Source organism: Glacieibacterium arshaanense, from assembly GCF_004681125.1.
Lineage (GTDB): Bacteria > Pseudomonadota > Alphaproteobacteria > Sphingomonadales > Sphingomonadaceae > Polymorphobacter_A > Polymorphobacter_A arshaanense.
In genome coordinates this window covers 376,122-397,362 of sequence record NZ_SIHO01000003.1, presented here as the reverse complement: position 1 = coordinate 397,362, position 21,241 = coordinate 376,122, and the positions used below count along the sequence as shown (strand labels likewise).

The window sequence follows — 21,241 nt, the reverse complement described above, 5'->3', positions numbered from 1 at the left end:
ACCCGCTGCAAGGACGCGTACATGACCCGAATCGTTTATGAAGTTGTCGAACATGATGGCGGCTGGACCTACAAGGTCGGCGACGTGTTCACCGAAACCTATGCGACGCACGCCGAAGCAACGCGCGCTGCCGAAGCCGCTGCGATAGAACATGGCCTGTCGGGCGATACCGTGCCGATTGAATTCGAAGATGCCGCGGGCCGCTGGCACGACGAAACCGCCGACGGCGACGATCGCCCCGAAGCCGTCGTCAAGGACAACTGAGCCACGACGCACGTGCGGCACCGCTGTCGCTGGCGTTGCTGCGCGTTCGTCACTATTTGACCGGGCGTGACCCGCTTCCCCCCCAACCGACGTGACCTGCTGCGCGGCGCCATGTTCGCCGGCGGGGCGCTGGCACTGCCGGCGTGGGCGCAGCGCGTCAGTCCCGGCCTCGATGCCCCCGCGCTGACCAGCGTCAGCGGCACCGACATCAAGCTCGACATCGGCCATGCTATGGTCAGCGTCGATGGCCGCACCACACACGCCGTCGCCGTCAACGGCAGTGTGCCCGGCCCGCTGCTACGGCTGCGTGAAGGCCAGAACGTCCGGCTGAGCGTGACCAACCATCTCGACGAGGACAGCTCGATCCACTGGCACGGCTTGCTGCTGCCGGCGCAGTTCGACGGCGTGCCCGGCGTCAGCTTCCCCGGCATCAAGCCCAAGTCGACGTTCGTCTATGAATTCCCCATCCGCCAGTCGGGGACCTATTGGTATCACAGCCATTCGGGGCTGCAGGAGATGATGGGGCACTATGGCCCGATCGTCATCGATCCCGCCGGTGCCGACCGCGCGCCCTATGACCGCGAGCATGTGCTGGTGCTGTCGGACCATAGCGTGACGCACCCGCACAGCATCTACCGCAACCTCAAGCTCCAGCCGGGCTACTATAACGAGCAGAAGCAGACGCTCGCCGGGCTGCTCGCCGGCAAGGACCAGCCCGCGGTCGAGCGCCTCGGCTGGGCCGGCATGCGCATGGACCCGACCGACATTTCGGACGCGACCGCCACGACCTTCACCTATGTCGTCAATGGCTACGGCCCCGCAGACAACTGGACGGCGCTGTTCAAGCCCGGCGAGCGCGTCCGGCTGCGCGTCATCAACGCGGCGGGCATGACGATCTTCAACCTGCGCATCCCCGGGCTAGCGCTGACCGTGGTCGGAGCAGACGGGCTCGATGTCCAGCCGGTGACCGTCGACGAACTGCAGATTGCGGTGGCCGAAACCTTTGACATCATCGTGACCCCGGCCGCGGATACCGCCTACACCATCGTCGCCGAAACCATCGACCGGTCAGGCATGGCGCGCGCCACGCTGGCACCGCGCCCCGGCATGGTGGCGCCGGTGCCGCCGCTGCGCGCGCGGCCGCTGCTGACGATGACCGACATGGGTATGGGTGGCATGGCCGGCATGGACCATGGTTCAATGCAACACGACATGCGCGACGGCAGCTTCGCGCCGCAGGTCAAGATGGGGCCCGGCGTGCAGATGATCTCGCCGATGCCGACCGACCGCACCGGCGAGCCCGGCACCGGCCTGACCGATGTCGGGCACAAGGTGCTTACCTATCGCGACCTCAAGGCCGCGACGCCCAACCCCGACACGCGCGCGCCGTCGCGGGCGCTGGAGCTGCACCTGACCGGCAACATGGAACGCTATATGTGGTCGTTCGACGGTGTCGCCTTCACCGACGCGCGCCACCCGATCCCGTTCATCGAAGGCGAGCGCGTCCGCATCACGCTGGTCAACGACACGATGATGAACCACCCGATCCACCTGCACGGGCATTTCTTCGAGCTGGTGACCGGCCATGGCGACCATGCGCCGCGCAAGCACACTGTCAACGTCCAACCCGGCGGGCTGGTCAGCTTCGATTTCACCGCTGATGCGCTCGGCGACTGGGCATTCCACTGCCATATGCTGCTGCATATGCACGCCGGCATGATGCGCATCGTCAGCGTGCGCCCGGCATGAGGGTGCTCGCAGCCTTGCTGCTTTGCGCCGCCACCGCCGCACAGGCGCAGGATCCGCATGCCGGGCACACGGTGGCGCCCACCCCCGTGCCGAGCGAAATGGACATGGAGGTCAGCGCGCCCGAACCCGCCGCGCCGCCGCCCGCCTCCGCGGTCGGCAATGCGCCCGCCCCCGCGCCGCCCACCGACCATTGGGCCGACCGCGACTTCCCGCCCGCCGAAATGGCAGCCGCCCGCGCGAACATGATGCGCGAACACAGCGGCAGCTTCGCGCAGATCATCTTCAACCTCGCCGAAGCGCAGTTCGGCGATGGGCAGACCGGCTACCGCTGGGACGCGCAAGCCTGGTTCGGCGGCGACATCAATCGGCTCGTCATCAAGAGCGAGGGCGAAGGTGCCGCGACACTCGACAGCGGCGAAGTCCAGGCGCTCTACAGCCGTGCTATCGACCCGTATTGGAACCTGCAAGCCGGCGTCCGCCACGACTTCGAACCCGGCCCGCCACTGACTTACGCCGCGTTCGGCATCGAAGGCCTCGCCCCCTATTGGTTCGACGTCGAAGCCTCTGGCTTTGTATCCACCGGCGGCGACGTGCTCGGCCGCCTGATGCTGAGCTATGACCAGCGCATCACGCAAAAATTGATCCTGCAACCGCGCGCCGAGTTCAACCTATCGGCGCAGGACATGCCGGCGCAGCGCGTCGGCGCCGGCCTCGTCAATGCCGAACTCGGGCTGCGACTGCGCTACGAAATCAGCCGCAAATTCGCGCCCTACATCGGCCTGTCGTTCGACGGCAAGACCGGCACCACGGCCAGCTACGCCCGCGCCGACGGCGAGGCGCCGACGGCGACGCGGTTTGTCGTCGGGGTGCGGAGCTGGTTCTGACTCAAAGGTTGCGCGCTGCCCGCCCGGCAGGCAGGATACCTTGATGAACCTTGCTCGTTTTCCGCGTCGCCGCTACACCGCCGGCTTCACCCCGCTCGAACCGCTGCCGCGCCTTTCGGCATTGCTTGGCCCCGAATTGTGGATCAAGCGCGACGATCTGCTCGGGCTGGCCGGCGGCGGCAACAAGACCCGCAAACTCGAATTCCTTGTTGCCGAGGCGCTCCGCGAAGGGGCAGACACGCTGGTCACGGTGGGTGCACCACAGTCGAACCACTGTCGGCTGACGCTGGCAGCTGCGGCGCGCGAAGGCCTGCACTGCCGGCTGATCATCGAGGAACGTGTGCCCGGTACTTACAGCCCCGATGCGCTGGGAAACAACCTGCTGTTCGATTTGATGGGTGTTGAAAGCATCACGCCGGTGGCGCTCGGCAGTGACCTCGGCGCAGCGATGGCCGCCGAAGCGGCAGCGGTCGCAGCGTTGGGCCGGCGCGCCTATGTCATTCCCGGCGGCGGTTCCAATCCCCTGGGTGCACTCGGCTATGCATCGTGTGCGCAGGAAATCATGGCGCAATCGTTCGATCAGGGCGTGGCAATCGACCGGATCATCGTCGCCAGTGGCAGCGCCGGCACCCACGCCGGGCTGCTCGTCGGGCTGACCGCGCTCAATGCCGGCATCCCGCTCACCGGCATCAATGTGCGGCGCCCGCAGGCCGAGCAGGAAGCCAATGTTCATGCGCTCGCGGTGACGACCGCGGCACTGCTGGGCACGCCGGTGCCGGACCGCAGCGCCGTCAGCGCGCTCGATCGCTGGGTCGGGCCGGGCTACTCACTGCCGACGCCGTCGATGGTCGAAGCGGTGCGCCTGCTGGCGTCGGTCGAAGGGATTATGCTCGACCCCGTTTACACCGGCAAGGCGATGGCCGGGCTAATCGGGCTGGCGCGCGAAGGTGTGTTGCGTCGCGGCGAGCGTGTGCTTTTCATCCATACCGGCGGCAGCCCGTCGCTGCACGCTTATGCGCCGGCGTTGCGCGACCCGGTGCTGCAGCCGCAATGACCGGCAACTGGCGGCCGATCGGCGTGATCGGCGGCATGGGGCCACTCGCCAGCGCCGATTTCATCACGCGTCTGGTACTGGGCTGCGGCGCGACGCGCGACTGCGATTATCCGCGTCTGCTGCTCGATTCGAACCCCCACGTCCCCGATCGCAACGCCGCCCGCCACGGCGGTGCATCGCCTGGTCCGGCACTTGCCGCAATGGCGCGTGGCCTTGTGGCGCAGGGTGCACAGGTTCTGGCGATGCCGTGCAACGCGGCGCATGGCTGGGCCGACGCCATTATCGGGGCTATCGCCGAAACGCCCGCCGCACGCTTCGTCAACCTCGTCGATGCCGCGGTGGCACGCGTGCTCGCGCTTGGTGCGCGCCGTGTCGGCGTGCTCGGTGTTGCGGCGACGCTCGATGCCGGGCTCTACCATCGACCGTTGCAGGCAGCTGGAATCGAAGTCCTCGAGCCCGAGCGCGAGGCGTTTGGCGCTTGCATCGAAGCCGTCAAAGCTGGCCGCCATGATGATACGACGCGCGCAGCCATGGCGGCGATTGCCGGCGCACTGGCCGCACAGGGCGCCGACGTCCTGATCGCGGCGTGCACCGAAGTGCCGCTGATTTTGACACAGGCGCCCGTGCCGCTGGTCGACGCCACCGATGCACTGGTCAACGCGACACTGGCAGCGGCGCGAATCGGCTAGTCGCTCGCCGGTGGCAGCAGTTCGGTGTGCGTCGGCAACATCGGCACGGCTTCAATGGCCTTCAGCTCGGCGATTGCTTCGAGGCCAGTGGTCGCACCGAGTTGTTCGAAGCGTTTGGCGCGCAGCATGACGCGGCTGTCGACCTGCGCGACGAGCTTGTTCCAGTTCATCACTGCGCCATCGAGGCTTTTCTGCACGGCGCTGAAGTTGCCGCCCATGATGCGCAGCGAGTCGTAGAGTTCACGGCCCAGCTTGGCGATTTCGGCGGCCTGTTCGGCGAGCCGCGCCTGGTCGCGCATCGCGGCGACGGTGCGCGCGACGGCGATGAGGTTGATCGGGCCAGCGAGCACGAGGCGGCGCGTCATGAAGTCGTTCATCAGCGCGCGGTCCTGTTCGAGCGCGGCCGACAGGAAGTTTTCGCCGGGCACGAACAGCACGACGAAATCGACGGCGCCTTCGACCGATTTTTCATAGGATTTGCTGGCAAGGCCGGTGGCGTGGGTGCGCACCGCGGCGGCATGCGCCTTCAGATGCCGCGCACGTTCGGGGCCGTCTTCGGCCTCGACCGCCGCGACATAGGCGTCGAGCGAGCATTTGACGTCGATGACCAGCTTGCGGCCGCCGGGCAGCGTGACGGTGAAATCGGGTCGTTGGCGGCCGCCTTCGCTTTCGACCGAGGTCTGTGCGGTGAAATCGACGCCGTCGACCAGACCCGCCAACTCGAGGACGTTGCGGCACTGTTCTTCGCCCCAGCGCCCCGCCGCCTTGCCCGACGAGCGCAGGACGTTTTCGAGCTTCTGCGTCGCGCCAGCGACGCGGTCCTGTCCGCGCGCCACTTGGTCGAGCAGCTGCGTCAGCTGGCCGTAGCCCTCTGCGCGGGTCTTTTCGATGGCTGCGAGCTGCTCCTCATATTTGCCCAGCGTCTCGCGCATCGGCGCGATCAGCTCGGCCATCTGGTTGCGGTTGATTTCGAGGCCCGCACCGGCGGCCTCGCGGTGACGCAGCAGCGCTTCCTCGGCCGCCGCTGCAAACTTCGCCTGCGCGCCATCAAGCGCCTGTGTCGCCACTGCCGCGAACTTCTCGTTGAGCAATGCCAGCTGGCTCAGGTGCTGGCGGTCGCGTTCGTCGGCCTGCGCCTTCAACCCCGCCAATTCCTCGGCAAGCGCGGCGCGTTCGCTATCGACCTTGGTCAGCCGCTCGCCGACGCCACGCAAGTTGGCCAGCTCGACCTCATAGCCGCGCTCGGCGACTGCAGCGGCGCTGATCGTCGCGACGTGGCGCGCGGTGTCGGCGCGTGCGGCGGCGAGCGGGCGACCCCACAGCAGCCAGCAGGCCAGCGCGGTCACCGCCAGTACGACAGCGACGGCAATCAAAATCATCGGGTCCAACGGGCATCCTTCATGCGAACGTAACGTGAACTAAGTTAATGCAGATCGGCAGACGAAGGAAGGGCCTCCGGCGGGCAGGCCAGAGGCCTGCACCCGATTTTTGAACGCTCTTCAATCGGGTGCAGGCCTCTGGCCTGCCCGCCGGAGGCTCTTTCGTCGAATCTGCTTGCACTCGCCTGCCTGCGCCGCTTCTATCGAAAAAAAACCAACACCTTGGGAGGAACCACCATGTATCCGCACAGCATCGTCGCCGAAGATCTCGCTTTTCCCGAAGGCCCGATCTGGATGGAGGACGGCTCGATCGTGCTCGTTGAAATCGCGCTCGGGCAGGTGACGCGGGTGCTGCCCGACGGCCGCAAGCAGGTCATTGCCAAGCCCGGCGGCGGTCCCAACGGTGCAGCGATAGGTCCCGACGGCGCGCTGTACGTGTGCAATAACGGCGGCTTCAAATGGTCGATGATGGACGGGCTGCGGATTCCCGGCGCCCAGGCCGAAGATTATGAAACCGGCCGCATCGAACGCATCGACCTGTCGACCGGCAAGATCGAGCGGCTGTACCAGAAGATCGAGGGCGGCAGCCTGAGCGGCCCGAACGACATCGTCTTCGATTCGACCGGTGGCTTCTGGTTCACCGACCTCGGCAAGCACAACGACATGGGCACCACCTACGGCGGGCTCTACTATGCCAAGGCCGATGGCAGCAGCATCACCTGCGCGGTGCGCGGACCCAACATGAACGGTGTCGGCCTATCGCCCGATGGCAAGACTGTCTACACCGCGCTGACCACCGAGCGGCTGGTGCTGGCGTTCGACATCACCGGGCCGGGTACCGTCGCGCCGTCGCCGCTCGGTGCTGCGCCGGGCCGCATCGTCACCGGCTATGCGACACGCGTGTTTCTCGATTCGATGGCGATCGAGGCCAACGGCAATATCGCGCAGGCAACTTTGCTCGATCACCCCGGCATCTGCAGCATTCACCCCACCACCGGCGCGCACGAATGGTTCGATTTCCCTGATCTGCTGACCACCAACATCGTGTTCGGCGGCGCCGACATGATGGACGCCTGGGTCTGCCTGTCGACCACCGGCAAGCTGGCGAAGTGCCGCTGGCCGCGGCCGGGCCTGAAGCTGGCGTTTTACGCCTGACGCCGCGCCGCGAAAAAGTCGCGAAGCAGCGTCGCCGCGTCGGTTTCGGCGATGCCGCCATAGACTTGCGGCGCGTGGTGGCAGGTCGCGTGGCTGAAGACGCGGGCGCCGTGGTCGACGCCGCCACCTTTCGGGTCGGGGGCGCCGTAATAGAGCCGTTCGAGCCGCGCGAAACCGATGGCGGCCGCGCACATTGGGCAGGGCTCAAGCGTGACGTGGAGGTCGCAGCCGATCAGCCGCTCGCTGCCGAGTGCCGTACAGGCGGCGCGGATGGCGAGCATTTCCGCGTGCGCGGTCGGGTCGTTGAGTTCGCGCGTGCGGTTGCCGGCGACGGCCAGTATGGTGCCGGCAGCATCAGTGACCACGGCGCCTACGGGGACCTCGCCGCGGCTGGACGCGTCGCGTGCGGCATCAAGCGCGCGCGACATCGCGGCAGAAGCGGGAAACGGCGTAGGGCGCAGCGCGGTCATCGCCGTCACGCATAGCGCGCGACGGCAATCCTGCCAAATGGGCGTCAGTCCTTCGGCGCTGTATCGGCGCGTTCGACGCTGACCGTCGGCACTTCGACGTCCTTGGTTGTGCTGCCGACCTCAACGTGCGGAACATTAACTGCTTCGGTGCGGGTCTGCACATTGACCTTGGCGGTATCGACATCGAACGAGGGTAAGGCGCCGCCGCTGGTCTCGACCTTGACGTCGGGCAGCGCGCCCTTTTTCGTCTGGTTGATGTCGATCAGGCCGAATGCGAACGCTGCAACGATGCCGAGCGCGACAAGCGCGACGACAATCAGCCAGGGCAGAACGCTGCGGCGTTCGACATAGACCGGCGCGCGGTTAAGCATGTCATCGCGGACGGTGACGGTTTCGATTTTATCCATGTCGTGAACTCCGGTTATTAAGCCGGTTCAACGCATGGCGTTCCGAAAAGTTGCACAAACAAAAGCGGGCGGAGTTTCCCCCGCCCGCTTGCGTTCGAATTACTCTCGCAGATTAGGCAGCGACGGTGCGCACGCGGCGGCGCATCGCGAAGCCGACCATGCCGAAGCCGGCGACCATCAGGCCCCAGGCTGCGGGTTCGGGAACCATCGAGACGGAGACGTCATCGAGGTAGAAGCCGGGCGACACATGCTTGAACGCGAAGCTGATGATTGACGAGGTGCTGTTGGCAACAAAATACTGGTTGAACGGCGTGTAGGCGAAGCTCGGGCGGTTGGCATAGAATGCCGACGACGGACCCGCTGTCACCGTCAACGAATCAATCACGCGGCCGCGGTTATCATTGTTGCGCAGCCAATAGGTCAGCACATAAGGGCGGGCGTTCACGGTCGCAATCGTCTGCGACAGCGTATTCGTCGTATTGGCGCCAACCGTGCGCAGCTTGGCAGCATAGGTACCGCTGTGCACTTCGGCCGGCACGGTGGTGATGGCCGTGGTGCTGGCTCCGCTGGGCGCAGTGCTCGTCCGGGTCCAGCCCGCGAATGTGCCGGTCTCAAACCCGCCGTTGATGATCAGGTTGGTCACTGCCGAAGCCGGCGTTGCAACGCCGGCGACAAGCGCGGCAGCGATGAGAGCGGAGCGGAATGACATGGTTTGAACCCTTTGACTTTGGACACGGGGTGAACCCCATCGCACTAAGCCAAGCAATTCGCGTGCCAAGCGAGAAACAATTTCAAGTATTTGAAATTGTTAAATTAAAATTTGTTAACTTTTGAAAAGTGTAATATTTTCGAACAGTTATGGCCAATGTTACGGCGCGCACAGTGCCAGGACGCTGCTGCCGAGGTGGTTGCAGTGCAGCATTCCGGGCCATATCGGGCGACGGCGACACCGCCGCCCGATATATCGTTCAGCCGGCGTTCTTGGCGCGGCTGGCCTTCTTGCGTTCGTTGGGATCGAGGTGAATCTTGCGGAGCCGGATGAAGTTCGGCGTCACTTCGACCAGTTCGTCTTCCTCGATGTAGGCGATCGCCTGCTCGAGCGTCAGGCGCTTGGGCGGGCTGAGCTGGATGGCGTCGTCCTTGCCGCTGGCGCGGAAGTTGGTCAGCGCCTTCGACTTGAGCGGATTGACTTCAAGGTCCTCGTCACGGGCGTTTTCGCCGATGACCATGCCCTGGTAGACCGCTTCGCCGGGTTCGATCATCAGCGTGCCGCGCGGCTGCAGATAGCCGAGCGCATAGCCGACAGCTTCACCGGTTTCGGTCGAAATCAGCACGCCGTTGCCGCGGCCCGAGACGGCGCCCTTGTAGGGGCCGTATTTTTCGAACAGCCGGTTCATGATGCCGGTGCCGCGCGTATCCGACAGGAACTCGCCGTGGTAGCCGATGAGGCCCCGCGCCGGTGCAGAGAAGGTCAGGCGGGTCTTGCCGCCGCCCGACGGGCGCATGTCGGTCATTTCGGCTTTGCGGCCGGCCATCTTTTCGACGACGGTGCCCGAATACTGCTCGTCGACGTCGATGACGACGATTTCATACGGCTCGGTGCGCTTGCCGTTTTCATCGGTGCCATAGATGACGCGCGGGCGCGAAATCGACAGCTCGAAGCCTTCGCGGCGCATCGTTTCGATGAGCACGCCGAGCTGCAATTCGCCGCGGCCGGCGACTTCGAACGCATCCTTCGACGCGCTTTCGGTGACCTTGACCGCAACATTGCCTTCGGCTTCGCGAACAAGGCGATCCGAAATCATCCGGCTGGTGACCTTCGAACCGTCGCGGCCCGCGTACGGCGAATCGTTGACGGCAAAGGTCATCGACAGCGTCGGCGGATCGATCGGCTGCGCGTGCAGCGGCTCGGTGACGGTGATGTCGGCGATGGTGTCGGCGACGGTTGCCTTGCTGAAACCGGCAAGTGCGATGATGTCGCCGGCGCGGGCTTCATCGACCGGTACGCGTTCGAGGCCGCGGAACGCGAAGATCTTCGAGGCGCGGCCTTCTTCGACGACCTTGCCGTCGGGGCTGAGCGCGCGGATCTGGGTGTTGAGCTTGAGCGTGCCCGACAGGATGCGCCCGGTCAGGATGCGGCCGACGAAGTTGTCGCGGTCGAGCAGCGACACCAGCATCTTGAATTCACCGTCAACGTCGGCGGCCGGCGGCGGCACGTGCGCGACGATGGTTTCGAACAGCGGCGTCAGGTCGCCCGAACGCACATCCGAATCTCGACCGGCATAGCCATTGCGGCCCGAAGCAAAAATGACCGGGAAATCGAGCTGGTCGTCGTTGGCTTCCAAGGTCACGAACAGGTCGAAAACCTCGTCGAGGACTTCCTGGGCGCGCGCGTCGGGACGGTCGATTTTGTTGACGACGACGATCGGGCGCAGGCCGAGTGCCAGTGCTTTGCCGGTGACGAACTTGGTCTGCGGCATCGGGCCTTCGGCGGCATCCACGAGCAGCACGACGCCATCGACCATCGACAGGATGCGTTCGACTTCGCCGCCGAAATCGGCGTGGCCGGGGGTGTCGACGATGTTGATGTGCGTCAGTTCGTTGGTGGTCTTGTCGGTCCATTCGATCGACGTGCACTTGGCGAGAATGGTGATGCCGCGTTCTTTTTCGAGGTCGTTCGAATCCATTGCGCGTTCGGCGACACGCTGGTTTTCACGGAAGGTTCCCGACTGGCGGAAAAGTTGGTCGACGAGCGTGGTCTTGCCATGGTCGACGTGCGCGATAATCGCGATATTGCGCAAGCGCATGCGGGCATCCTGAATATAGGGGGTGGAAATTGAAGGCCGCGCCATAGCGTGTTTGTCGCGCAACGGCCACCTCTTTGTTGCGTTGCAAAATAGGCATGCCTCGATTTGGCGCGATTTGGAGCCGCCACGGCCTTCACGCAGTTGACTTGGCAACACAGCCGCGCAACCTTGCCCGACCGCACGCACAGCGACTAAAGACAGCACACGGACGGCACGCGAACAGCGGTTTGCCGGCGCGTGGCGTAAAGCATGGGACCAGCACATTGGACAAAGAAGCGGCAGCGGTGAACGAAACGGCAAGCGGGCGCGAACGCATCGGTGCCAAGCTTGCAGCAGCGCGCGTCGCCGCCGGGCTCGACCTCGTCGACATCGCGCGTGATACTCGCGTGCCGGTGCGCCACCTACGCGCCATCGAGGCCGATGCGCATGAAAGCCTGCCGGCGCTTCCCTACACCATCGGCTTCGTCAAGACGCTGGCGCGCGCCGTGGGCGTCGATCCCGAAGCTGCCGCCGCGCAGTTCCGTGCCGAAACCAGCAAGACTGCGCATGTGCCCGCTGCCATCGCGCTCGAACCGCTCGACGAACGCCGGCTGCCGCCACGCGAGCTGGTGATGTTCAGCATCGTCGCCGTCGTGGCGCTGCTCGGCGGGCTGATCGCCTATGCGGCCGGGTTGTTTGACAAGGCGCCGCCACCGCCACCGGTGGTGATTGCCGCGCCGGCACCTTCCACAACGCCGGCACCGACAGTTACACCCGATGTCAGCATCGCGTCGCCGGGTGCGGCCGTTGCCCCGCCGGTGGCCGCAGCGCCCAGCACCGCTCCTGTTGCCGCGCCTGTCGGGGGCCAGGTGACGCTGACACCGACCGAAGACGTCTGGGTCAAAATCTATGATGCGCAGAAAGTCAGCGTGAAATCGGGCATCATCAAGGCCGACGAGGTCTATGTCGTCCCCGCTGACCCGCCCGGCCTGAAGCTATGGACCGGCAAGGCCGGCGTGCTTGGCATTGCGGTTGGCGGCAAGGCGCTGCCACCGATCGGCGGCCCGGCGCAGACCGTCAAGGATGTCAGCCTCGCGCCCGCCGACCTCGTCGCGCGCAGTGCGGCTGCGGCGCCCGCCGCTGCCGCAGCCCCCGCCACGGCGTCGCGCTGATGCACCGACCCCTGTCGCGTTCGTTGTTGCTGACCGCTGGCCTCGCGGCGTTACTCGCAGGTGCGCCCGTGGTTGCTCAGACTGCCGAACAGCTGGCGCCGCGCGTTTCGAAGCTCGAAGGCGAAATGCGCGCGGTGCAGCGCAAGGTATTTCCCGGCGGCGACAAGGGGCTGGTCCCCGAAATCACCACGCCCGCAGCAGCTCCCGCCGAAGCAGTTGGCTCGCCCGCAACCTCGCCGGTTGCCGACTTGACGGCGCGGGTCGACGGGCTCGAACGCGAAGTCCGTACGCTCACCGGCACCGTCGAGACACTGCAGTTCAAGCAGCGCCAACTTGAAGAGGCGCTCGCCAAGTTCCGCGGTGATGCCGAATACCGCATTGGTGCGCTTGAAACCGGCGCACGCCCGGCTGCCGATGCCGCTGTCGCCGCACCGGCGGCTGCCAAACCCGGCGCGAAAGCCCCCACGAAGGGCGACACCGCCAAGACCGACACCGTGAAGGCCGATGCCACCAAGACCGATGCGGCAAAGGCCGACCCCAAGCTCGACCCCGTCGAGGCGGCGTGGCGGCAAGCCTATGCCCCCGTCGCAGCCAAGGACTATGAAAAGGCCGAGCCGGCGCTGCTCGACTTCCTGAGCACCTATCCCAAGGCGCCGCGCGCCGCGAGCGCGCAATATTGGCTGGGGCGTAGCTATATGGCACAGGGCCAGTCGGCGCAGGCGGCGAAGGCCTTCCTCGACGGCTATCAGAAATACCCCAAGAGCGACCGTGGCGCCGACAGCCTGATCGGGCTGGGCGGCGCGCTGACCGCGCTCAAGAAGCCCGAGCAGGCGTGCAAGGCGTACAACGAGCTGCAGGCGGTCTATGGCGCCAAGCTGACTGCGTCCCAAAAGGATGCAGTTGCCAAGGCGCGCACCACGGCGAAGTGCGACGGCTGAGCCCGCCTGCGACCGACGCCGCGCATTTTGATGCCGAACTGACCCGTTTGCGCGGTCGCCCCTGGGCGGCCGATGAGCGCATTGCGATTGCGGTTTCGGGTGGCCCTGACAGTCTGGGGCTGCTGCTGCTGGCGCATGCGGCGCTAGGGACACGCACTGTCGCGCTGACCGTCGATCACGGCCTGCGCGCCGATGCGGCGGCGGAGGCGGCGATGGTCGCCGATGTCTGCGCTGCGCGCGGCATCGACCATGTCACGCTGCGCTGGGAGGGCGCCAAGCCCGCTGCGAACCTGCAGGCCGCTGCCCGCGAGGCGCGCTACGCGCTGATGCGCGACTGGTGTGCGGCGCACGGCGTCAACTGGCTCGCCACGGCGCACCACCGCGACGATGTCGCCGAAACCTTGCTGATGCGACTAGCGCGCGGTGCCGGGCTGGCAGGGCTGATCGGGCCGCGTCCGCACCGTGATCTGGGGCAAGGTGTGACATTGCTGCGGCCATTGCTCGGCGCGACACACGCCGAACTGGTGGCATTGGTAGCTGCGACGGGTTTGCAGGCGGTCGACGACCCCGCTAACCATGCGCCGCGCTTCGACCGCACCGGTGCAAGGGCGCTGCTGGCGGCAACACCGTGGCTCGACCCGGACCGGCTGGCGAGGAGCGCGCAGCATCTGGCGCAGGCTGAAACCGCACTCGGCTGGGCCGCGGGCCTCGCATGGAATAGCCGCGTCGAGGTCGAAGGCGACGTGCTCTGGCTCGATGTCGCCGGCCTGCCCGACGAAATCACCCGCCGCGTACTGCTGCGAGCGCTGCGGACGCTCAGCCCCGATGCGACGCCGCGCGGCCCCGATATCGAGCGGCTGATGGCGGCGTGCGCGGCAGGCCACGCCGCGACGCTGGCAGGCGTTCAGGTGCGCGGCGGGCCGCGCTGGCGCCTGCGTCGATTGGCCTGAACGGCGCCCCACTTCCCCTTTGCGCCAAAGCGCCGTATTTAGGGGTGAACGCAGGTGCGGAAGGACGAAATGCCGCGCCCTGATTGCATGCTGGCGGCGGCTTCCTATCTTGGGGAAGTATCGTCAGCCGAATTGAACCGGAAAGCCTGAACCCATGGCCGAAAATCCCAAGCGCCCGCCCAGCCCCTGGCTCAAGAGCCTCGGCCTGTGGTTCGCTATCCTGCTGGTGCTGGTCGTGGTGGTCAGCGTCATCCAGGGTCCGTCGGCGTCGACCAGCGGCAAGCTGATGGCGTATTCGGATTTCATGAACAAGGTCGATGAAGGCCAGGTCAAATCGGTCGAAATCCGCGGTCAGGAACTGCTCGGCAAGCTCGACAATGACGAAGAATTCCGCACCATCAATCCCGGCGACAACCAGCTGATCCAGCATCTGCGCGCCAAGAACGTGCGTTTCGATGCCAAGCCCGAGGAAAGCCGCTCGCTGCTCGCGCAGCTGTTCTTCTCGATGCTGCCGTTCATCCTGATGATCGGCATCTGGATTTTCGTGATGCGCAACATGCAGAACGGTGCCGGGCGCGGTGCGATGGGCTTTGGCAAGTCGCGCGCCAAGCTGCTGGTGCAGAAGGAAGGCCGCGTCACCTTCGACGACGTCGCCGGCATCGATGAAGCGCGTGAAGAGCTCGAGGAAATCGTCGAGTTCCTGCGCGATCCGCAAAAATTCAACCGCCTCGGTGGCAAGATCCCCAAGGGCGCATTGCTTGTGGGCCCTCCCGGCACCGGCAAGACCTTGCTGGCGCGCGCTATCGCCGGCGAAGCCAACGTGCCGTTCTTCAACATTTCGGGCTCGGATTTCGTCGAAATGTTCGTCGGCGTCGGCGCCAGCCGCGTCCGCGACATGTTCGAACAGGCGAAGAAGTCCGCGCCGTGCATCATCTTCATCGATGAAATCGACGCCGTCGGCCGTTCGCGCGGCGCCGGCCTCGGTGGCGGCAACGACGAGCGCGAACAGACGTTGAACCAGCTGCTGGTCGAGATGGACGGCTTCGACGCCAATGAAGGTATCATTATCGTGGCGGCGACCAACCGCCCCGACGTGCTCGACCCTGCACTGCTGCGCCCGGGCCGGTTCGACCGCCAGGTCGTCGTCGGCCGCCCCGACATCGAAGGCCGCGAGAAGATCCTCGCCGTCCACATGCGCAAGGTGCCGCTGGCCCCCGACGTCGATCCGCGCACCATCGCGCGCGGCACCCCGGGCTTTTCGGGTGCCGATCTCGCCAACCTCGTCAACGAGGCGGCGCTGCTCGCCGCCCGTCGCGGCAAGCGGCTTGTCGCCATGCGCGAGTTCGAAGACGCCAAGGACAAGGTCATGATGGGCAGCGAACGCCGCTCGATGGCGATGACCGACGATGAAAAGAAGATGACCGCCTATCACGAAGCCGGCCATGCCGTCGTGTCGTGCCACGAAGCCGCGTCGGACCCGATCCACAAGGCGACGATCATCCCGCGCGGCCGGGCACTCGGCATGGTCATGCGGCTGCCCGAACGCGACAATTACAGCTATCACCGCGACAAGATGTACGCCAACCTGAGCGTCTCGATGGGCGGCCGCGTCGCCGAAGAACTGATCTTCGGCTATGACAAGGTGAGCTCGGGCGCATCGTCGGACATCAGCTACGCCACCGATCTCGCGAAAAGCATGGTCACGCAATGGGGCATGTCCGACAAGCTTGGACCGCTGAAGTACGGCGACAACCAGGAAGAGGTCTTCCTCGGCCACAGCGTCACGCGCACGCAGAATGTGTCGGAAGAAACCGCGCGACTGATCGATTCAGAGGTCAAGGCGATCGTCACGCACGGCTATGACCGCGCCAAGCAGGTGCTGACCGACAACATCGACCAGCTCCACGCGCTGGCCGCAGCCCTGCTCGAAGTCGAGACGCTGACCGGTGACGAAATCTCGCGCGTGCTCGCCGGTGAACGCATCGAACGCGGCGATGGCCGGATTCCGGTGCCGCACGCGCCGGTGAGCGGCGTGTCGGCGATCCCGAAGACCGGGCGCCGCAGCGGGCTGGGTGATCCGGCGCCGCAGGCGTAAAGGGCCTCCGGCGGGCAGGGCCTTAGGCCCTGCGCCCGATACTTGCTCAGGTGCATTAATCACTGCGCTAGCTTATGCAGCGCGTGCACAAGATGGGTGCAGGGCCTGAGGCCCTGCCCGCCGGAGGCCCTTAAAAGCGCCCCAAATACCCGAATTCGACCTGCGCCTGTTTATCGACATAACCCGGCGTGTTGGGGGAGTCGCTCTGGTAGCGGGCTTCGAGCGTGATATCGCCGAACTGCGTTGGCCACAGCACGCCGCCGGTGACGATGTTGATGCTCTCCTCGTTGGCCGAAATGCGATAGGCGATATAGCCTTCGCGGCTCGGCGGATCGGGAAAGATGATCGGCTGGCCGGGGTCACCCAGGTTGCTGGTGTTGATGTTGGTGAAGCGCACCGACCCGTACCAGCGACGGTTCGAGGTATCGGTCAGCGACCCCGAGAACGCCAGATTGTTGCTGTCGCCATCGGTCCAGTAGCCGATCGGTTTCACGTTATAGGTGAAGCCGGAATAGTAGAGCTGGTTATTGTACATCGACGTCGGCCAGGTCTTGTTGCCCAACGCGCCGCTCAGGAAGGTGCCTTCGAAAAGCTGTGATGCCAGTGTGTCGCTATATTCGACGCCAGCCTGCCATGTTGCGCCCTTGGTGCCGATCGGGCCGCTGAACGACGCGCCGATCATGCGGGCATATTGTTCGAGGACGATATTGTCGGCGTCTTCGGCTTCAGCCTCGGCATAGATTTTCGCCGTTACCTGCCCGAAGCGGTGGACATAACTGATATCGAAACCGGCGATCTGGTTGCCGGGCTGCGCGAAGAACGACTGTTCGCTCGTTCCCGAGTTGTCGCCGTTGTTGATGCCGGTGAACGAGCCCCAGATCTGGCTCCACCCGCATGGCCGGCCCTGCCCGCACAATTGCTGCATGCGGTTGAAGCTCAGCGTCATGCCGACGAACGGCTCGAAGCTCAACCGGGTGCCGATGACCCAGGCGTCTGGATAGTCGCGCGGCTCGTTCTGGAACGCCAGGAACATCTCGAAGCTCGTCGGCCCGAGCCATTTGAGGATCGGCACGTCCATCGTGTACGGCACCAGCCGCTTGAAGCCGATCTTCGGCATCGGCCGCGCGCTGTTGGAAAAGAGCAGTGCACCGTCCTCACCGGGTCCGGCCCAGATGTTGGTGTAGCCGGCATACCAGACCCAGTTGCCCCACACCGCAGCAATTTGCGACGGCGAGAAGTCATAATCGTTGCCGCGCTGGTTTGGCGCGTAACGAATACCGATGTTGGCGCTGAAATTGCCCGACGTTAAATCGACTTTCGCCGAGCCGTCGAAATTCTCGCGCGCCGTGCCGTTGAAATCGCGCGCCAGCGCCGCGCCATTGGTGGCGTTGGCGCGCAGCTCAACAACCATGTTCTTGTGCGCCAGGTCGCTCAGCGCCCCGACGCGCGCGACAGCGGCCGCAACATCGGGCGCCAGCACGCGGCCATCGGCAGCATTGTCGAGCCCCTTGTCGATCTGCGCCCACGCCATCGGCCAGCTGTCGATCGGCCCGATGATGAGCCCCGCCGCCTTCATGGTGACGATATCCTGGCGGAAGCGCCGGTCGGTGATTTGCGCGAACGGGTCGGCAAGCGCCGGGATGGCGACGGTGGCCAACAGAAGGGCTATCGGAACGGCAAAACGCATGGACGCAACCTTTGCGAAGACGAGCCTTGAAGAGCCTCCGGCGGGCAGGCGTCACGCCTGCAACCAGAATTGGCATCTGCACAACAATCGGGTGCAGGCGTCACGCCTGCCCGCCGGAGGCTCTTCAATCCCTTGTCCCTAGCCCAACTCCGCCGTTCGTTGACAGCCATTTGTGATTCGCCGCGTTGACGTTAAGGTGCTGGCTGCACGCCAATTCGAGGGGAAACGATCATGGCCACCACGCAAACACAGGTCTGGGACGCACGCGAGGCGGCTGCGATGCAGGATATCCTGCGTCGCCAGCAGGACAGCTTCCACGCCGAGCTGCCGGTCAGCGTCGCATCGCGTCGTGACCGGCTCAACCGCGGGCTCAAGCTGCTGCTCGAAAACGTCGATGGCTTTGTCGGCGCGATGTCCGAAGATTTCGGCCACCGGTCGAAGGAACAGTCCGAAATCACCGACATCATGTCGTCGATCAAATCCTTCAAGCATACACTCAAGCACTTCGAAGGCTGGATGCGCCCCGAAACCCGGCCGATGGATTTCCCTTTGTGGCTGCTCGGCGCACGCGCGCATATCGAATACCAACCCAAGGGCGTCGTCGGCATCATTGCGCCGTGGAACTTCCCCGTCGTGCTGACCTTCTCGCCGCTCGCCAACGTGCTCGGCGCCGGCAACCGCGCGATGATCAAGCCGTCCGAATTCACCCCGGCGACGTCGGAGCTGATGAAGACGCTCATCGCCAAATATTTCGCGCCCGAAGAAGTCGCGGTCATCACCGGCGGCCCTGAGGTCGGCAAGGCGTTTTCGGAACTGGCGTTCGACCACATGATCTTCACCGGCGGTACTGCGGTGGCGAAGCATGTCATGGCTGCCGCCGCCAAGAACCTCGTGCCGCTGACGCTTGAGCTCGGCGGCAAGTCGCCGACGATCATCTCGAAATCGGCCGACATTGCCAGCGCCACCGACCGCGTCGCGCTCGGCAAGATGATGAACGCCGGGCAGATCTGCCTTGCGCCTGATTACATGATGGTGCCGCCCGAATCCGAAGCCGCGGTCGTCGCCGGGCTGCAGGCGGCGGTCGCCAAGCAGTATCCGACGCTGCTCGCCAATCCCGACTACACCTCGGTCATCAACGGCAAGAACCGCGACCGCCTCGAAAGCCTCGTCGCCGACGCGCGCGCCAAGGGCGCCAACGTCATCGTCGTCAACCCCGGCAATGAGGATTTCAGCGGCGCCAACACCAACAAGATGCCGCTGCACATCATCCAGAACGTCACCGACGACATGGCGGTGATGCAGGAAGAAATCTTCGGCCCGCTGCTGCCGATCAAGACCTATGACAGCCCGTCGGAAGCGATCGACTACGTCAACTCGCACGCCCGCCCGCTGGCGCTCTACTGGTTCGGCACCGACGCCGCTGAGGAACGCACCTACCTCGACCGCACCGTGTCGGGCGGCGTCACCGTCAATGACGTCATCTTCCACATCGCCGTCGAAGACCTGCCGTTTGGCGGCGTCGGCCCGTCGGGCATGGGCTCGTACCACGGGTTGGAGGGCTTCCGCACCTTCAGCCACGCCAAATCGATCTACAAACAGCCCAAGCTCGACCTTGCGGCGATTGCCGGGTTCAAGCCGCCGTATGGCGACAAGACCAAGAAGGCTTTGGCGAAGGAATTGAAGGCCTAAAGAGCCTCCGGCGGGCAGGGCCTTGGGCCCTGCACCCGATTGAAGAGCGCAAGCATCTGGGCGCAGGGGTCACCCCTGCCCACCGGAGGCCCTTAAAGGAATCTGTCCATGGACTTCATCCTCCACCACTATGAATCCTCGCCGGTCAGCGAGCTCGTGCGCATCGCGCTCGGCATCAAGGGGGCGTCGTGGAAGTCGGTGCTGATCCCCAACATGGGGGCCAAGCCTGAACTGGCGCCGCTAACCGGCGGCTACCGCAAGACGCCAGTGCTGCAGATCGGTGCCGATATCTATTGCGACAGCGCCATCATCATTGATGCGATTGAAGCGCACAGTCCCGAACCGACGCTGTTTCCGGCACCGCTCGGCGCACTGGCGCGCGTCATTGCCGGCTGGGCCGGCGGGCCGATGTTCGGGGCGTGCGCGGTGACCGCGCTGGCGCCAGTTGCCGACACGATTCCGCAGGCGTTCTGGGACGACCGCGCCGCGCTGTTCGGCTTTGGCAAGGAGCGTGCGCTCGCCGGCGCCGGGCATCTGCCGACGCAAGTCGAAACCGGCTTCGCGTGGATCGACACGACGCTGTCCGACGGCCGCACCTACATCGGCGGCGAGGCGCCGGGCTATGCCGATGCGGCGCTCTACATGCTGGTGTGGTTCGTCGCGACGACGCGCGGCGGTGCCTTCACGGCCGGCAAGCCGGCGCTCGCCGCCTGGGCCGCCCGCGTCACCGCGATCGGCCACGGCCACCGCAGCGAAATTACTGCCGCCGACGCGCTGGCCATCGCCACCGCCGCCATCCCCGAAGTCGAAACCGCCGTCGATGCCGCATCGGGCTTCACCGCCGGCCAGTTGGTCACCGTGCGCACCGAAGACCCCGGCGCCAATGTCATCACCGGCCGGCTGGCGCGCTTGTCGGCCGCCGGCATCACCATCCTGCGCGACGATGCCCAAGTCGGGACAGTGGCGGTGCATTTCCCGCGTATCGGACAGATTGTATTGCCGGCTTAAGAGCCTCCGGCGGGCAGGCCTGAGGCCTGCTCCCATTATTTTGGCGCTCTTCAATCGGGTGCAGGCCTCAGGCCTGCCCGCCGGAGGCTCTTTACGTCATCTCGCTCGGATCAAAGTTCAACTCGAACGACTTCCACGCCTCGAACATTTCCGGCGGCAGTTTGAGCGGCGAGCAGCGCAGCACCGCGCGGCGGGCGGTTTCGGCGAACGCCCGGGCGTAGTCGGCATTGCCCGCGGTCGCGCCGGTCTGGCTGACCACGGTCGGGCGGCCGATGACGCTGCCGTCGCGTTGCAGGTCGATGTGCAGGACGACGGTCATTTTCTTGACGTCGGCGCCGCCGATCGGCGGGTTCCAGCAGGGTGCGATCTGCGACCGGATGGCGGCCTCGAGGCTGGCGGTGGCGCGCGCGTCTAGGCGCGCGCCCTTGGGGATGGCGAGTTCGATCGACTTGGCAAAATCGGCGGTGTTGCGCGGTTTGACCTTGGCCTTGGGCAGGCTCTTGTCGATCAGGTTCGACAGCTCCTGCGCATCGAGCCGCGCGGCGGGTTGTTTGGGCGGCTCGGCCTTGGTCACCGGCTTGGGGTCCGGTGACGGGGTGTCGGGGTTGACCGGTTCGGGTGCGGCATCGGGAACGGGCGCGGGTTCGGGTGACGGCGCGATGTTTTCCTGCGGAGCGGCTTCCATCGACGGCTTGGGCAGTTCGGTGACCTTGGTGGTTTCGGCGATGGCGACCACCTCGACCGGCACGGCTTCCTCAAACTGCGGCAGTTCGCGGAACGCCATCTGCCAGCTCAGCGACAGCAGCCCGAGCAGCGCGAGATGCGCCACCCCGACACCGACCAGCGTGATGCGTTCGCTATTCAC

General features: G+C 65.5%; 19 protein-coding genes. 12 read left to right on the top strand and 7 right to left on the bottom strand.

Going from position 1 to position 21,241, the window contains the following annotated elements; translation table 11 throughout:
- The first annotated feature begins 21 nt into the window (after positions 1-21).
- The 5 genes from EUV02_RS13890 to cuyB all read left to right on the top strand — a co-directional run bounded on the left by EUV02_RS13890 (position 22) and on the right by cuyB (position 4,640).
- On the top strand, positions 22-264 hold the full coding sequence (locus tag EUV02_RS13890; protein ID WP_135246878.1) for a DUF2188 domain-containing protein: 243 nt from the start codon (positions 22-24) through the stop codon (positions 262-264).
- Between the two features lie 66 nt (positions 265-330).
- Positions 331-2,013, top strand: a complete 1,683-nt coding sequence (locus EUV02_RS13885) for a copper resistance system multicopper oxidase (RefSeq protein ID WP_135246877.1) — start codon at positions 331-333, stop codon at positions 2,011-2,013.
- On the top strand, positions 2,010-2,897 hold the full coding sequence (locus EUV02_RS13880) for a copper resistance protein B (protein ID WP_135246876.1): 888 nt from the start codon (positions 2,010-2,012) through the stop codon (positions 2,895-2,897). The genes EUV02_RS13885 and EUV02_RS13880 overlap by 4 nt, the downstream gene beginning before the upstream one ends.
- 43 nt (positions 2,898-2,940) lie before the next feature.
- Positions 2,941-3,951, top strand: a complete 1,011-nt coding sequence (cuyA, locus tag EUV02_RS13875; RefSeq protein ID WP_135246875.1) for a D-cysteate sulfo-lyase — start codon at positions 2,941-2,943, stop codon at positions 3,949-3,951.
- Positions 3,948-4,640 (top strand): cysteate racemase, encoded by a 693-nt coding sequence (cuyB, locus tag EUV02_RS13870; RefSeq protein WP_135246874.1) that lies wholly within the window; start codon positions 3,948-3,950, stop codon positions 4,638-4,640. Before cuyA ends, cuyB begins: the two co-directional genes overlap by 4 nt.
- Here the strand turns inward: cuyB and EUV02_RS13865 are convergent.
- A complete protein-coding gene (locus EUV02_RS13865; RefSeq protein ID WP_243445926.1) occupies positions 4,637-6,019 on the bottom strand; it encodes a DNA recombination protein RmuC in 1,383 nt (460 codons plus the stop codon). The two genes, cuyB and EUV02_RS13865, sit on opposite strands and share 4 nt — an antisense overlap.
- Positions 6,020-6,256: 237 nt before the next feature.
- Here EUV02_RS13865 and EUV02_RS13860 point away from each other — a divergent pair, with 237 nt between their 5' ends.
- The gene (locus EUV02_RS13860) at positions 6,257-7,174 is read left to right on the top strand and encodes an SMP-30/gluconolactonase/LRE family protein (RefSeq protein WP_135246872.1); all 918 of its coding nucleotides are present in this window, start codon (positions 6,257-6,259) and stop codon (positions 7,172-7,174) included.
- Here the strand turns inward: EUV02_RS13860 and EUV02_RS13855 are convergent.
- From EUV02_RS13855 to typA, 4 genes are all read right to left on the bottom strand, one after another.
- Complete coding sequence (locus tag EUV02_RS13855) at positions 7,165-7,644, bottom strand: nucleoside deaminase (RefSeq protein ID WP_424022198.1); 480 nt, start codon at positions 7,642-7,644, stop codon at positions 7,165-7,167. The genes EUV02_RS13860 and EUV02_RS13855 overlap by 10 nt on opposite strands.
- A gap of 44 nt (positions 7,645-7,688) precedes the next feature.
- On the bottom strand, positions 7,689-8,051 hold the full coding sequence (locus tag EUV02_RS13850) for a hypothetical protein (protein WP_243445916.1): 363 nt from the start codon (positions 8,049-8,051) through the stop codon (positions 7,689-7,691).
- Positions 8,052-8,163: 112 nt separating this feature from the next.
- Positions 8,164-8,760 carry a PEPxxWA-CTERM sorting domain-containing protein gene (locus EUV02_RS13845; RefSeq protein WP_135246871.1) on the bottom strand — a complete coding sequence of 199 codons (597 nt, stop codon included), beginning with the start codon at positions 8,758-8,760 and terminating at the stop codon, positions 8,164-8,166.
- 259 nt (positions 8,761-9,019) lie between these two features.
- A complete protein-coding gene (gene typA, locus EUV02_RS13840) occupies positions 9,020-10,858 on the bottom strand; it encodes a translational GTPase TypA (protein ID WP_135246870.1) in 1,839 nt (612 codons plus the stop codon).
- A gap of 284 nt (positions 10,859-11,142) precedes the next feature.
- On the opposite strand from typA, the gene EUV02_RS13835 reads away from it, so the two are divergent.
- From EUV02_RS13835 to ftsH, 4 genes are all read left to right on the top strand, one after another.
- Complete coding sequence (locus EUV02_RS13835) at positions 11,143-12,009, top strand: helix-turn-helix domain-containing protein (RefSeq protein WP_166430635.1); 867 nt, start codon at positions 11,143-11,145, stop codon at positions 12,007-12,009.
- The gene (locus tag EUV02_RS13830; RefSeq protein WP_166430634.1) at positions 12,009-12,947 is read left to right on the top strand and encodes a tetratricopeptide repeat protein; all 939 of its coding nucleotides are present in this window, start codon (positions 12,009-12,011) and stop codon (positions 12,945-12,947) included. Before EUV02_RS13835 ends, EUV02_RS13830 begins: the two co-directional genes overlap by 1 nt.
- Positions 12,935-13,897: a tRNA lysidine(34) synthetase TilS gene (tilS, locus tag EUV02_RS13825; RefSeq protein WP_135246867.1), complete on the top strand. Its 963-nt coding sequence runs from the start codon at positions 12,935-12,937 to the stop codon at positions 13,895-13,897. The genes EUV02_RS13830 and tilS overlap by 13 nt, the downstream gene beginning before the upstream one ends.
- Before the next feature lie 154 nt (positions 13,898-14,051).
- On the top strand, positions 14,052-15,992 hold the full coding sequence (gene ftsH / locus EUV02_RS13820) for an ATP-dependent zinc metalloprotease FtsH (RefSeq protein WP_135246866.1): 1,941 nt from the start codon (positions 14,052-14,054) through the stop codon (positions 15,990-15,992).
- Between the two features lie 130 nt (positions 15,993-16,122).
- Here the strand turns inward: ftsH and EUV02_RS13815 are convergent, their stop codons facing one another.
- Entirely contained in the window at positions 16,123-17,679 is a 1,557-nt protein-coding gene (locus EUV02_RS13815; protein ID WP_135246865.1) for a capsule assembly Wzi family protein, read from the bottom strand.
- A gap of 231 nt (positions 17,680-17,910) precedes the next feature.
- Here EUV02_RS13815 and EUV02_RS13810 point away from each other — a divergent pair, with 231 nt between their 5' ends.
- Positions 17,911-19,368, top strand: coding sequence for a coniferyl aldehyde dehydrogenase (locus EUV02_RS13810; protein ID WP_135246864.1), 1,458 nt, complete (start codon positions 17,911-17,913; stop codon positions 19,366-19,368).
- Between the two features lie 108 nt (positions 19,369-19,476).
- A complete protein-coding gene (locus EUV02_RS13805) occupies positions 19,477-20,376 on the top strand; it encodes a glutathione S-transferase family protein (protein WP_135246863.1) in 900 nt (299 codons plus the stop codon).
- A 91-nt stretch (positions 20,377-20,467) separates the two neighbouring features.
- Here the strand turns inward: EUV02_RS13805 and EUV02_RS13800 are convergent, their stop codons facing one another.
- A complete protein-coding gene (locus tag EUV02_RS13800; RefSeq protein WP_135246862.1) occupies positions 20,468-21,241 on the bottom strand; it encodes a hypothetical protein in 774 nt (257 codons plus the stop codon).